We start from the raw sequence: 12,420 nt of genomic DNA on the forward strand, positions 1-12,420 counted from the left end.
CGCGGCGCTCATCCAAACCCTGCACCATCGACGCGAGTCACTTCAATGCCGTGTCGAACCCGCACTGTATTGCAACAACATCGCCTCTAGTGCCGTCTCCAGCACGTCCGGATCCTCAGCGACTTTCGCCAGCGCCTGCCCCAGTTCCCGAAACGCCTGCCGGTGCGTAGGGCATTGTTCCAACCACTGCGCCAAGGCGCTGAGCTTGTCCTTGTCATCGGGTGATCGATGAATCTCCAGAAAGCGTCGAAGCGCCTGCAACCGCACCTGGCCTATCAGCCCATCGTCCGCTGTATCCACGTGAGTTTCCTTGTACGTCAATACGCGCCTCGCGCGCGCAGCGACCGCCACTGATTCTTGCCCATTTTCAGCAATCCACACACTCAATTGAATAAATACAACCCATATCGCCCAGAGTCAACTCGATGGGTTGTTCATCTTGCGAGGTCTTTGTTCGACCATTCAGGTTGAATGGGAGACCCGCACAGTTGCCGAAAATCATCGCCGCCGCCGATAAGCAAATTGGCCAAATGATCGCCAAGCGTCGCCGCGCCCTGGGTCTGACTCAGGACCAATTGGCCGAACGCCTGTCGATGGGTCGTGAGGCCTATTCTAGGCTCGAGCTGGGCAAGACATCGCTGTCGGTCCCCAAGCTGATTCAGCTGTCGGGCGCGCTGGATTGCGGGCTGGCTGAACTGGTGACCGACTTCAGCCCACGCCCCAGTGACCAAGGCCATAAGATCGGATTGCTGCTCGCGCCCCTGTCCGATGCCGATCGGCAGTTCATTCTGTCTTCGACCGAGCACCTGATTGCCCACCTGAAGCAGCGTTAGTCTGCCGCCACCGTCCAGTTGGACCCAGCACATTCAGCTTTAAGCTGGCTCCCTTCCCCCTGAGCGTCACCCTGTTTCAGTCATCCGACTGGAGCGAAGCCATGCAATTGTTCATCTGCGAAAAGCCCTCCCAGGCGCGCGACATCGCCCGCGTGTTGCAGGCCGGCCGGCGTGCCGAAGGCTGCCTGCTGGGCGCGGGGGTCACCGTCACCTGGTGTGTCGGGCACCTCCTGGAGACTGCGCCCCCTGAAACCTACGGCAGCCACCTCAAGCGCTGGGCCCTAGAAGATCTGCCGATTCTGCCCCAACAGTGGAAGGTGCTGCCAAAGCCCAAGGTCGCTTCCCAACTCAAGGTCATTCGCGGCTTGCTGGGCCGGTGCGGCGAGGTGGTCATCGCCACCGACGCCGATCGCGAAGGCGAGATGATCGCGCGCGAGATCCTGGAACTGGAAGGCTACCGCGGGCCGGTGCAGCGCCTGTGGTTGTCGGCGCTCAACGATGCCTCGATCCGACAGGCGCTTGCGGCGCTCAAGCCCGGTGCGGAAACCTTGCCGTTGTATCACTCGGCCTTGGCCCGTTCGCGGGCCGACTGGCTGGTGGGCATCAACCTCAGTCGATTGTTCACCCTGCTTGGGCGCCGCGCGGGTTATGACGGAGTCCTGCCGGTGGGGCGCGTGCAGACGCCGACCTTGAAACTGGTAGTGGCGCGTGATCGGGCCATCGCTAGCTTCGTGGCGCAGCCGTACTGGACGCTGGATATTCGCGTGGCCGCAGGGGCCGCAGATTTTCAGGCTCGCTGGCAACCGTCCCCTACGGTCAGCGATGACCAAGGCCGTTGTACCCAACAAAGCGCCGCCCACCAGGTGCTGAAGAGAGTGCTCGAGGCCGCACAGGTGCACACCGACAGTGTCGAGAGCGAGAGGGTGCGCGAGTCCGCACCGCTACCGTTCGACCTAGGGACGCTGCAGGAAATCTGCTCGGCCCGACTCGGCCTGGGCGCCCAGGAAACGCTGGAATGCGCCCAGGCCTTGTACGAGACCCACAAGGTCACCAGCTATCCTCGAAGCGACTGCGGCTACCTGCCCGAGAGCATGATCGAAGACGCACCAACGGTGCTCGAGGCGCTCACTCAAGCCGATCCAACGCTTCGGGATCGTATCCAGGACCTGAACCTGTCCGTGCGTTCGCGCGCCTGGAACACCGCCAAAATCTCCGCCCACCACGGAATTATCCCGACCGCCGTGGCGTTCCGGATCGACAGCCTGCCCCCACGAGAACGCGCGGTGTACGCGTTGATCCGCGCCCGGTACATGGCTCAGTTCTGCGCGCTGCACGAGTACCTCAAGACCGAAGCGTTGTTCATTGGGGCCGGTGAAACTTTCAAGGCCGCGGGCAAGCAGATTCTGGTACCTGGCTGGAAGCCCTGGATCAACGAAGCCGACCCCACTGGCCAGGCTGACGCTTCACAGGCGCTGCCCGCGTTGCACGAAGGCTATACCCTGACCGTGTGCTCGGCCAAAGTCGATGCCCGCACCACACAACCGACCAAGCCCTACACCGAAGGCACGCTGATCAGGGCCATGAAATCCATCGCCAATCAGATCGAGGATCCGCGCCTGCGCCAACGCCTCAAGGACAGCATCGGTATCGGTACCGAAGCCACCCGGGCCTCGATCCTGCAGGGGCTGATCGACCACGGTTACCTGGTAAAAAAGAAGCGTAGCCTGTCGGCCTCGGCGGCCGGTCACACGCTGATCGAGGCCGTGCCGCCCGAGGTGGCTGATCCGGTGATGACGGCGTTGTGGGAACAGGCGCTGGAGCATATCGAAACCGGCCGGCTGACCGTGGACGCCTTTCTCTTCAAGCAGGGCGAATGGCTCAGCCAAGTCATCAAGCACTACGCGACACTCAAACTCAATGTGCCGGCGGCGCGCGGCCCAGGCTGTCCAATCTGCAAGACGGTGATGCGCAAACGCACCGGGCGGACCGGCACCTTCTGGTCGTGCTCGCGTTATCCCGACTGCAAGGGCACCAAGCCCTTGGCCAAGCCCAAGGCGTCGAAGCCCAAATCCAAGGGACCGTGACCCTCACCGTGCACTTGACGGGTCTGGTCGGGGCTGTTGTAGTGAGGACGCCCTTCGCCATTGGCGAGCCAAGACCGATTCGCTCCGGGCAGCTCGGTCGGACTCCATGAGTTCGGAGCCACTTCTTCCTGCAACCTGGTTGCCCTTCACCGCCCTGCAAGTCGTTGCAGCGAATGACCCGTGCCGCTTTTCAACAGGCCGCAGGGGTCATTCGCTTCGGCGATGACGAACAGCTCCGGTGCCCGCCGGCGAAACACTGGGCGCCTTTTGTGCGCGGATGCGTGCCAGAAAATTCCGACCCAGGCCACAACTAGGGTCGGTTGGTCAGGTTCTGCCAACGTGTGATTGTCACGAGGAGCGACGTTGTCGCGATTGGCCAAAGGTGGTCCCTTTTTATCCCCAGCCCGATGACCGTCGGGCTATTTTTTGCCCGCGACGTTTCCACTGTGTGCCACTCCAATCTGGGCCAACAGCCTCTGTTCGATCGGCTGTTGACGTCCCATTGATCGCGTTTTATAGATGGGCTGCACTTGCTGTCGATGACAGCGCCCAGGCAGCTCGAACCTTCAAGGCTGCGCCATTTCGATGGTGGTTCTCCCAAGTGCGATTCGCGTTCGGCAGCTCGCACGGTCATCGATTCGTCGGTGATGAGCGCTGATTGTTTTCTCAGCCCTTCTGGGCCTACTTGTCATCCCCCTGCGGAATTCACCTCCCGCCGGGACGGTGGGTTTCCGCGTTTCTTGCAAACAGGAGATTCACCATGACTCAGTCCACTGCCCCAAACCAAACCCAAGCTACCAGCTACTTCAACCTGCACACCCAAGGCATCGGCTATCTGAACCGCGTGCGTGAAGTCACGGTTCGTCGCGGCCAGCCGTTCATGGCCTGTGATATCGCTGCCCTGCACGGCGCCAGCGATGATGTGGAATACACCCGTTTCGACTGCAAGGTCGCCGGTGGTGAAGCGGAAAGGCTGATCCGCCAACACATGGCCGACGTCCAGGCCGAACGCAAAGTCCTCTTGGGTTTTCGTATCGGTGATCTGTGGACCGACGCTTTCATCTACGAAAAAGGCGAACGTCAGGGTCAACCCGGCGCCAGTCTCAAAGGCCGCTTGATCTTCATCGAGTGGATCAAGGTCGATGGCACCCTGGTGTACAAGGCCCCGGCCCGCACACCCGTTGCCACCTATGCTGAGCAACCCACCGATGCCGAGCAACCCACCGCTGATGCAGATCACGCACAGCATCAGGACGAATCGCAGGCACGTCAAACCGCCTGATCGTTCCGTCAACCCGCAACAGGCGCTCTCCCCCCAGCGCCTTTTTTTCTACCGCAGGAGGCTCCCATGGAATCCTTCTGGCTCTGCCAAACCTGCCTGTTTGCCGTCGCCTATGACGACTTCAGCGCGCTGTCCATGTATTACACCGATGAGGAACTCGAGCAGCGCATGGCCGCAATCCATGCGGGTGCTCAGGAACTGATGCCCCTGAGCGCTGATTTCGACTCAGAGACCGGCCTAGGTATCGACGACTTTTCCACGTCACCTTGTGATGCGTGTCACTGCTCACTTCATGGCACCCGCCACCGTTTCACCCGATTGTGATTACTAAAATCCAAAACTCTTCACCCAACCCATCAGGGGCCATCACGCCCTTGGGGTGTGCCCCTTTGCGACTGGAGGATCACACCATGCACGCTCCCCTCACCTTGATCGACGGTACCGATGTCACGCGCCGCGGTGCTGAAGACCAAATGATTACCGAAGCACTCAACCTGCTGGATCGGCGTTATTTCACCCGTGGTGAATGCCTGTTCAGTCCGACTGCGGTGGCCGACTACCTGAAGCTGCAACTGGCCGGGCATCACCAGGAGGTCTTCGCCATGGTCTGTTTGGATGCACGCCACCGGACCCTGCGTTTTGAAAAACTGTTCTTCGGCAGCATCGACAGCGCCAGCGTGTACCCGCGAGAGATCGTGATTCGCGCCCTGGCCTGCAATGCCGCCGCGGTCATTTTCGCCCACAACCATCCTTCGGGGTGCGCCGAACCCAGCCAGGCCGATCGCAACCTTACCGCACAGCTCAAGAACGCCCTGGCCTTGGTGGAAGTTCGCGTTCTGGATCACTTCGTGGTGGGTGAGGGAAAACCCGTGTCGCTCGCCGAGATGGGTTGGCTCTGACTTCACTCGCAAACGCTTCACCCTGCCGGGGAAAATCTCTATCCCGCTGGGGAGGCGGTCACTCCGGTTTCACTCAACCGAAACAGGAGAATCACCATGGAACTGTCCATCAATGATCTGGCGGGTGTCCAGTTTGTGGAAAACCCGTACGCACCCGACACCCTGCTGCGACGAGACGTGTTCGAGCGTCAATTCGTGGTGATGGGTCACGGCGAGATGATCTTTTCCAAAAGCAGCTTTTGCTCCCTGGCCTCTCAGGAACGAGCGCTGGTGGTGCTGGGCTACTGTGGCCTGATCACCGAGGGCATGGCGAATGCTCACGATTGCCTGTTTAGCGACACCTTTGGGCTGCGTGCATTGGAGCAGGCGTGCGCGGTGGATTTCAGAATCCACCAGGTCAACATCGTCGACCTGCAGCGCCGCACCGTGCTGTCGGGCGTTGTCCGTGAAGCAAGCATCGAGTGGCTGTCGCCCTGTGTGACTCGAACTGAACGGATGTACGCCAGACTGACCGCTCAGGACCTGTTGAATCGGGCACAAGTGCATACCCACGACGGTCTGCACGAGGCCTCCCGGCAACTGCGCACCGAGGCCGAAGAGTGGCAAGGCCGGATGATCGCCGAACACTGGATACCTCACGCGCTGCAAGCGCTCTCGCACTGACCCAGACCCGACCGGGGAGTAACCTCCCCATCGGGCGGACTCTCCCGGTTTTTCGATAAACTTGGAGAGACAGCATGAAGCTTCATGTACAGCACTTCGATGGCGTCGCTTTCGTTCACAACCCCTATCTCGCTGGAACAGCCCTGCGCCAGGACATCTTCGAACGTCAGTTCCGGGTGCTCGCCCACGGCCAGGCAGAGCTCGCCGATGATGATGGCTTTGCTCACACCTTCTGGATGCCGCTGACAATCGAGCTCGCACAGTGCGGCTTGCTCGAGCAGTGCCTGCTCAAGGCCCTGCATTATCTGGTCTCGGGCAACGCTGGCTTCATCAGCGGTGCGGTGCTGGACTTTCGGCCGGAGCGCATCTCGGTTCAGGATCGCGGCGGTCAAACCGTGCTGTCAGGCCTCGTCAGGCAGTCCACGCTGACCTGGTTGCCGCCCTACTGCGCCGGTGACGAACTGCTCTTAGCCGAAGCGCAAATAAGGCGCCTGCTGGCAGATGCCATCGACGAAGATCGTTGGGACAACCACAGCACCGCAAACAACCTGCGGCGTCAGGCAGACAATCTCCAGGCCCGCATCATCCCCACTCGCTGGCTACCGCACGTGCTGAAGCTGCTGAACATCTGACTATCAACTCACATCCCTTGGGAGCCTTTCCCCCTTGGGGCTGGGTCCTCCTCACCTTGTGGAGAACCCGAGCATGAACACCATACCTGAAAACCCTTTCGCCCGCGGCTACCTGGCCATGGTCAGCGCACGCATGCTGATGATCATCTACGACGACAAGCAGCCGCCCTGCTACCGCACGCTGCACCCGTCACAGATTCATCTGAGCGACGAGCACATCGAGCACCTTGCCTGCCGTTTCAACGACGACATGGTATGGGTCGGTACTGACCCAAAGCCAGACCCTGATCTGGAAGCGCAATGCTTGTCCGAAGGCACCGTTGCGGCTGCGATTTACCAGGTGACGGCTGACCATTTCGGCAACGCCGTGCACCTCGGGGATTTCCCCACCGAGGCTGCTGCGCAATCGGCGATCCTGCAGATGGCGTTTGAAACCGGCCACTACAGCCGCAGCTGGGAAATCAGCAGTGCCCACGTGCCTCAGCCGGACCTGTGGACTTTTTGCTTTCCGGCCAGCAGCGGGCGATCGATGAGCTACTTCGAGTGCTTCAGCCTGCCGGGCAGTACCGCTGTCGGCTTCAAGCTGTACTCGACTCCGTGGTCGGCAAATCCTTCTCGACGTTCGTTCGATGCCAGCAGTAGCGACGTCGAAGCGCGCATGCGCAGTGAAGGTGTGCCCGAGGCGCTGATCAGGATTCTGATGCTGGCAGGTGAGGCAGATGTGCGGTTTTTGTTCCTTGATCCTGACGCTGCACCAGTACCTGGATTACCTGTTTACCCGGATGATTGAACCGAAGGCGCCCTTAGTACGGGCGCTTTTTTCATCTGTGTGGCGGCCAGGCAACCACCTGAGGTTAACGCTTCCCGTAGCGCAGAAAAGTGGCCAGGTTGAATTCGGGTTTCTGGTAAGTGCAGCGTCATGCTGACTGCCATGGTGAGCCTTCGCAAATGCCGAGAGTTCATCATGAACCTGAATCTTCCCATCAGTCTCGCGTTGGCCCTCGCACTCACGGGGTGTACCACCGCCAGCACTGACGCTACACCTGTGCCCAAAACGGCAGCGACTGGGGTATCCAGCGCGATCGATCCCAGGTTCAAGCCGAAGTCGACTCAGGAAATCGCCCAAGGGCGCTACGGCCTGGTGAGTACCCAGCCAACCGTGGAACAACGTGATCCATTGCTTCAGATCATCGACGTCCATATCACGCCGACGCTCAACGCCACGGTCGCCGATGCCTTGCACTTCGTCCTGCAACGATCCGGGTACTCCCTGTGCGCCGCTACCCCTGGGGTCCAGACGCTGTTCAGTCGTCCACTGCCGTCAATGCACTACCAGCTGGGGCCCATCTCGCTGATGGACGCCTTGGACGTGTTGGGGGGCGAGGCCTGGCAATTGCAGACGGATCCGGTGCTGCGCACCGTGTGTTTTACCCAGCGACAGGTCGTTACCAACGACCCATCGCTAACGGCCGAGGGCCAGCCATGAAATCGACTTCCTTTCAGGCGCTGGTTGTCGGCGTCCTGTGCCTGTGCACGTCGGGACTGGCGGCGGTGGCCGTTAATCAGCATCGGCAGCTACAAGCGTTGCAGGCCAAACCGCAAAACGAAATGACGGTTTCCGAGTACCAACGCCAATGGCGTGAGCTGAACGACAAGCAAGGCTTGGCTGATACCGCCATCGCGCAACTGCGTAGCACGTTATCCAAGCTGGCCTCGACACAAACCGAGCACGGTGAGCAGACAGTGCAACTGGCCAGCGACATCGAATCCCTTAGGGTCGCCAAGCAGGCACCAACTGCCAATGTCGACCTGCAGCCCTTGGAGATCCGGCTCTCGCTCATTGAGGAGCAACTGGCTCAAATCCGTCTGCAAGCGGCGCCTCAGCCGAAGGTGAGGCCCGCCAGCGTTTCAAGCAAGTCGCCGGCCGTCCCACGACCACGACCACAACCGCCAACGCCCCCCTTCTCGATCATGGGCAGCGAGCTTCGCGGGCCAGAGCGCTTTCTGTCGCTCCTGCCACTGGGCGAAAGAACGCTTCGTTCGGTACGCCTGATTCAAACTGACGAGAGCTTTGGTGGATGGCGACTGGACAACCTGAACACGACCACTGCCGTGTTCTCGATCGCCGGCCAGGCTCAAACCCTGCCCATTCCATAGGGAGGCGCCATGAAAACCTTCGTGTCGTTATCCGCCTGGTCGATGGGCTGTTTCTGCCACCTGGCCCTGGCCGCCCCTGACATCTCGACCGCAGACCACACTGCACCTGAGCGGCCAACATTGCGGGCTTCAGCCCAGCACTCCCAGGAGATATGGGGGCTCACCGAACAGGAGTGGGCCAAATTCGAATCCTTGCAAACGGGTCCGCGCCGCTACTGGAGCCCGCAACTCGATCCTCTGACGACCCTCGGCGTCGAGGCCGAGACGGACCAGGAACGCCAGCGCTATGCTGAGCTGCAGGTTCGCCTTGAGGCCAAGCGTGCCGAACGCGAGCTTGCCTATCAGAAGGCCTACACGCAGGCGTGGGCCAAGCTGTACCCCGATTTGATGCCAATCCAGGGCATGGCGACCACTGCCAGTACCGCCTCTCAAACCGCCACTCGCAGCGCGCTCTTCGTCAAAGACGATTGCGACAGCTGCCTGAGCGCGGCGAAGCGCCTGCAGGACCAAGGTACGGCGTTTGATCTGTATCTGGTAGGTAGCGACGGCGACGATGATTCAGTGCGGCGCTGGGCCAAAGCAGCTGGGATTGTCCCAGCCAATGTTCAACGTTGGCAGATTACCCTCAATCATGACCGCGGTCGCTGGTTCAGCCTCGGTGCCTTTGGCTCGCTCCCCGCCCGCTTCGAACAGGTCAATGGCCAATGGCAGCGCATCGAATAGCCTGGCTGGCCGTGCTGCTGCCGGTGCGTCTGGTGCTTGCCGAGAGCATCCCGCCGCCGGCTTACCAACTCGTCGCAGAGCGCGCCGGCGTCCCGGCGACCGTGCTGTTCGCGGTGGCGCTGCAGGAGAGCGGGACGCTGCTTCGCGGTCAGCGCATCCCCTGGCCCTGGACACTGAACATTGCCGGCCAGGGGCAACGCTATCCCACGCGTGACGCAGCCTGCCAAGGGATACACAAGGCTGCGAGGCAACACGACCTCAAACGTATTGATGTCGGCCTGGGGCAAACCAACCTGGGCCATAACGGCGCACGCTATTCATCCCCATGTGCCGCTCTGGATCCGCAGCAAAACCTCATCGTGACCGCGACGCTACTGCGCGAGCACTACGATCTAACCGGCGATTGGGTCCAGGCTGCCGGCCGCTACCACCGTCCAGCGGGTGGTGCGATCGCCGCGCGCTACCGCGCCCAATTTCGACAGCAGCTGCAGCAGTTACAGGCCTCGACTTCTCCCACCTTGGAATCCTCACCATGATTGGACATGACCTCAATCTCCTTTTGCTGTCGCTGGGTATCGCTGCGCTGTGCGCTGCACCCGCAGCGGCCCAGGACAACACCCGAAAGCTCAACCCAGTGTCGCCGTCGATCATCCATACCGACATGCCCGTCCCTTCGGGACTGCACTGGATCCTGCCGGTACGCAGCCCCGAGATGAGCCCAGGCAATGTTGAAGCGAGAACGCTGCATATGCCGGGCCTTAAACCTTTCTTCCTGGTCGGGGAGGATGTGACCTCACTGGAGTGGCTGATCAGCAATGCCGAACGCCTGACAGAGCTAGGCGCCGCCGGACTCGTGGTGGACGTGACTGACGCCGGCTCGCTGCGACGCATCCAGTCGTTGGTACCCGAGCTGACCGTCATGCCGGTGAGTGGCGATGACATCGCCGAGCGATTACAGCTCTCCCATTACCCGGTACTGATCACCGCCACTGCACTGGAACAGTAAGGTACCCGTCATGGCCGATCACGTGATGGAGTCGTTGCTACGCCCCGCCGTCGAGCTGTACACCGTGGCGGTCTGCGGAGGGGCCGCTGCGCTGTGCCTGCACTCACCTTGGGCTGTCGCGCTCTCCCCGGAGATTGGCGCCGGAATGGCCATGGCCTACACAGCCTTCGGCCTCAAGCGGCTCAATGAGGCGCGCATGGTGCTGCGCTACCGGCGCAATATCCGGCGCCTGCCCCGCTACGAGCTGACCAGCCGCCAAATACCGGTGAGCCGTAAACGGCTGTTCATGGGCAGAGGCTTTCGCTGGACCCGCCTGCACACGCAGCGCCTGGTCGAAGCTCAGGATCCAGATGTCGCCCGTTACGTGAACCAATCGTTGCCCCATCGCATGGCCAGGCACCTCGAAAGGCGCCTGGAATGGGCGCCCTATCCGCTGACCCTGCTGGGCCGCGCCACTGCCTGGGACAATGCCCTCAACCCCGTCAGACCGCTGCCGCCGGTGGGCGGCTCGCCGCTGCTACATGGGGTCGAACCCAACGAAACCGAAGTTAGCCTACCGCTGGGTGAACGCGTTGGACACACTCTGGTTCTGGGCACTACCCGGGTCGGCAAGACGCGATTGGCAGAGGTGTACATCACCCAAGATATCCACCGAAAAGCGCCCGAAGTGGTGATCGTGTTCGACCCCAAGGGCGATGCCGATCTGCTCAAGCGCATGTACGTCGAGTCGCGAAGGGCCGGTCGTGAAAAGGAATTCCATGTCTTTCACCTGGGCTGGCCTGACATCTCTGCACGCTACAACGCAGTCGGTCGTTTCGGCCGCATCTCTGAAGTGGCCACCCGTATCGCTGGGCAACTGAGCGGCGAAGGCAACTCCGCGGCGTTTCGCGAATTTGCCTGGCGCTTCGTCAACATCATCGCTCGCGCGCTGGTCGAGCTGGGTCGCCGGCCCGACTATCTGCAGATCCAGCGGCACGTGGTGAACATCGATGCCTTGTTCATCGAGTACGCCCAGCAGTTCTTTGCCCGACATGATGCCAGTGCCTGGGAAGCCATCGTGCAGATCGAGGGCAGGCTCAACGAGAAAAACATCCCTCGGCACATGGTCGGGCGCGAAAAGCGTGTGGTAGCGATCGAGCAATACCTGGCCGCCAAGCGCATCTTTGATCCCGTCATGGATGGTCTGCGCTCGGCGGTACGCTATGACCGTACCTACTTCGACAAGATCGTGGCTTCCCTGCTGCCATTGCTGGAAAAGCTTACCAGCGGCAAGACCGCGCAGTTGCTGGCCCCCAACTACACCGACCTCGCGGATCCGCGGCCGATCTTTGATTGGATGCAGATCATCCGCAAACGTGGCATCGTCTACGTCGGCCTGGATGCCCTCACCGACGCCGAAGTGGCTGCGGCAGTCGGTAATTCCATGTTCGCCGACCTGGTGTCGGTCGCGGGTTATATCTACAAACATGGCGTCGACCATGGACTCCCCGGTGCCGATGCCTCCGGGCAAAAACTCCCGATCAATCTGCACGCCGATGAGTTCAACGAACTGATGGGCGACGAGTTCATTCCGCTGATCAACAAGGGCGGTGGCGCCGGTATCCAGGTGACAGCCTATACCCAGACCTTGAGCGATATCGAAGCCAGGATCGGCAATCGCGCCAAGGCCGGTCAGGTCATCGGCAACTTCAACACGCTGCAGATGCTTCGTGTGCGCGAGACCGCGACCGCCGAGCTGCTCACGCACCAACTGCCCAAGGTCAATGTGCAGGCACGCACCCTGGTCTCGGGGGCCACCGATACCGCTGACCCTGATGCCCATACCGATTTCACGTCTTCATCCCAAGACCGCGTCAGCACCACTGCCGTGCCGCTGATCGAACCCGCGCACATCGTCAGTCTGCCCAAGGGCCAAATGTTCTCCTTCCAGGAAGGTGGACAGCTCTGGAAAGTGAGGATGCCCCTGCCCAAACCGGCGGATGACGATGCCATGCCCAAGGACCTGCAGGAACTGGCCACCCGCATGCGTGCGGCCTACAACGCCCACGCGAACAAGTGGTGGACCGCCAGCGGCGGTGGTCCGACGGTGGACTATGACCCAGAGCAACCCCCGCCAGGACGCCGCCGTGGATAGCTGTACG

General features: G+C 61.2%; 15 protein-coding genes. 14 read left to right on the top strand and 1 reads right to left on the bottom strand.

The genetic code is table 11. From position 1 onward, the window contains the following. Window positions 1-42: 42 nt before the first annotated feature. Window positions 43-300, bottom strand: a complete 258-nt coding sequence (locus tag PMM47T1_RS24960; protein WP_008374261.1) for a DUF4880 domain-containing protein — start codon at window positions 298-300, stop codon at window positions 43-45. A 230-nt stretch (window positions 301-530) separates the two neighbouring features. Here PMM47T1_RS24960 and PMM47T1_RS24965 point away from each other — a divergent pair, with 230 nt between their 5' ends. From PMM47T1_RS24965 to traD, 14 genes are all read left to right on the top strand, one after another. Next, complete coding sequence (locus PMM47T1_RS24965; protein WP_226439370.1) at window positions 531-833, top strand: helix-turn-helix domain-containing protein; 303 nt, start codon at window positions 531-533, stop codon at window positions 831-833. Between the two features lie 101 nt (window positions 834-934). Continuing rightward, on the top strand, window positions 935-2,917 hold the full coding sequence (locus tag PMM47T1_RS24970; RefSeq protein WP_008374266.1) for a DNA topoisomerase III: 1,983 nt from the start codon (window positions 935-937) through the stop codon (window positions 2,915-2,917). Between the two features lie 760 nt (window positions 2,918-3,677). Continuing rightward, window positions 3,678-4,199, top strand: a complete 522-nt coding sequence (locus PMM47T1_RS24975) for an STY4534 family ICE replication protein (RefSeq protein ID WP_008374268.1) — start codon at window positions 3,678-3,680, stop codon at window positions 4,197-4,199. Between the two features lie 66 nt (window positions 4,200-4,265). After that, entirely contained in the window at window positions 4,266-4,523 is a 258-nt protein-coding gene (locus PMM47T1_RS24980) for a hypothetical protein (RefSeq protein WP_008374270.1), read from the top strand. An 86-nt stretch (window positions 4,524-4,609) separates the two neighbouring features. Continuing rightward, the gene (gene radC, locus PMM47T1_RS24985; protein WP_008374272.1) at window positions 4,610-5,098 is read left to right on the top strand and encodes a RadC family protein; all 489 of its coding nucleotides are present in this window, start codon (window positions 4,610-4,612) and stop codon (window positions 5,096-5,098) included. Window positions 5,099-5,194: 96 nt separating this feature from the next. Continuing rightward, a complete protein-coding gene (locus tag PMM47T1_RS24990; RefSeq protein WP_008374274.1) occupies window positions 5,195-5,761 on the top strand; it encodes a hypothetical protein in 567 nt (188 codons plus the stop codon). 74 nt (window positions 5,762-5,835) lie between these two features. Then, on the top strand, window positions 5,836-6,393 hold the full coding sequence (locus PMM47T1_RS24995) for a hypothetical protein (RefSeq protein WP_008374276.1): 558 nt from the start codon (window positions 5,836-5,838) through the stop codon (window positions 6,391-6,393). Between the two features lie 133 nt (window positions 6,394-6,526). Beyond that, the gene (locus PMM47T1_RS25000; RefSeq protein ID WP_238536659.1) at window positions 6,527-7,183 is read left to right on the top strand and encodes a DUF5983 family protein; all 657 of its coding nucleotides are present in this window, start codon (window positions 6,527-6,529) and stop codon (window positions 7,181-7,183) included. Window positions 7,184-7,357: 174 nt separating this feature from the next. Next, window positions 7,358-7,879, top strand: coding sequence for a PFGI-1 class ICE element type IV pilus protein PilL2 (gene pilL2 / locus PMM47T1_RS25005; protein WP_043301513.1), 522 nt, complete (start codon window positions 7,358-7,360; stop codon window positions 7,877-7,879). Further along, window positions 7,876-8,550 (top strand): hypothetical protein, encoded by a 675-nt coding sequence (locus tag PMM47T1_RS25010; protein ID WP_008374283.1) that lies wholly within the window; start codon window positions 7,876-7,878, stop codon window positions 8,548-8,550. Before pilL2 ends, PMM47T1_RS25010 begins: the two co-directional genes overlap by 4 nt. Before the next feature lie 9 nt (window positions 8,551-8,559). Further along, window positions 8,560-9,273, top strand: coding sequence for a TIGR03759 family integrating conjugative element protein (locus PMM47T1_RS25015; protein ID WP_008374286.1), 714 nt, complete (start codon window positions 8,560-8,562; stop codon window positions 9,271-9,273). After that, window positions 9,255-9,809, top strand: coding sequence for a transglycosylase SLT domain-containing protein (locus PMM47T1_RS25020; protein WP_008374288.1), 555 nt, complete (start codon window positions 9,255-9,257; stop codon window positions 9,807-9,809). Before PMM47T1_RS25015 ends, PMM47T1_RS25020 begins: the two co-directional genes overlap by 19 nt. Then, window positions 9,806-10,279 carry an integrating conjugative element protein gene (locus PMM47T1_RS25025; RefSeq protein WP_008374290.1) on the top strand — a complete coding sequence of 158 codons (474 nt, stop codon included), beginning with the start codon at window positions 9,806-9,808 and terminating at the stop codon, window positions 10,277-10,279. Before PMM47T1_RS25020 ends, PMM47T1_RS25025 begins: the two co-directional genes overlap by 4 nt. A gap of 10 nt (window positions 10,280-10,289) precedes the next feature. Next, entirely contained in the window at window positions 10,290-12,413 is a 2,124-nt protein-coding gene (traD, locus tag PMM47T1_RS25030) for a type IV conjugative transfer system coupling protein TraD (RefSeq protein WP_043301508.1), read from the top strand. Window positions 12,414-12,420: the final 7 nt, after the last annotated feature.

Origin of the sequence: Pseudomonas sp. M47T1 (assembly GCF_000263855.1) — a bacterium.
Classification (GTDB): Bacteria; Pseudomonadota; Gammaproteobacteria; order Pseudomonadales; family Pseudomonadaceae; genus Aquipseudomonas.

What these genes read in the sequence shown, in the direction of transcription:
- PMM47T1_RS24990 (WP_008374274.1), top strand. Translation starts at nt 5,195, where the DNA reads ATGGAACTGTCCATCAATGATCTGGCGGGTGTCCAGTTTGTGGAAAAC.
- PMM47T1_RS25015 (WP_008374286.1), top strand. Translation starts at nt 8,560, where the DNA reads ATGAAAACCTTCGTGTCGTTATCCGCCTGGTCGATGGGCTGTTTCTGC.
- PMM47T1_RS25000 (WP_238536659.1), top strand. Translation starts at nt 6,527, where the DNA reads ATGCTGATGATCATCTACGACGACAAGCAGCCGCCCTGCTACCGCACG.
- PMM47T1_RS24995 (WP_008374276.1), top strand. Translation starts at nt 5,836, where the DNA reads ATGAAGCTTCATGTACAGCACTTCGATGGCGTCGCTTTCGTTCACAAC.
- traD (WP_043301508.1), top strand. Translation starts at nt 10,290, where the DNA reads ATGGCCGATCACGTGATGGAGTCGTTGCTACGCCCCGCCGTCGAGCTG.
- PMM47T1_RS25010 (WP_008374283.1), top strand. Translation starts at nt 7,876, where the DNA reads ATGAAATCGACTTCCTTTCAGGCGCTGGTTGTCGGCGTCCTGTGCCTG.
- PMM47T1_RS25020 (WP_008374288.1), top strand. Translation starts at nt 9,255, where the DNA reads ATGGCAGCGCATCGAATAGCCTGGCTGGCCGTGCTGCTGCCGGTGCGT.
- PMM47T1_RS24980 (WP_008374270.1), top strand. Translation starts at nt 4,266, where the DNA reads ATGGAATCCTTCTGGCTCTGCCAAACCTGCCTGTTTGCCGTCGCCTAT.
- pilL2 (WP_043301513.1), top strand. Translation starts at nt 7,358, where the DNA reads ATGAACCTGAATCTTCCCATCAGTCTCGCGTTGGCCCTCGCACTCACG.
- PMM47T1_RS25025 (WP_008374290.1), top strand. Translation starts at nt 9,806, where the DNA reads ATGATTGGACATGACCTCAATCTCCTTTTGCTGTCGCTGGGTATCGCT.
- PMM47T1_RS24970 (WP_008374266.1), top strand. Translation starts at nt 935, where the DNA reads ATGCAATTGTTCATCTGCGAAAAGCCCTCCCAGGCGCGCGACATCGCC.
- PMM47T1_RS24975 (WP_008374268.1), top strand. Translation starts at nt 3,678, where the DNA reads ATGACTCAGTCCACTGCCCCAAACCAAACCCAAGCTACCAGCTACTTC.
- radC (WP_008374272.1), top strand. Translation starts at nt 4,610, where the DNA reads ATGCACGCTCCCCTCACCTTGATCGACGGTACCGATGTCACGCGCCGC.
- PMM47T1_RS24965 (WP_226439370.1), top strand. Translation starts at nt 531, where the DNA reads ATGATCGCCAAGCGTCGCCGCGCCCTGGGTCTGACTCAGGACCAATTG.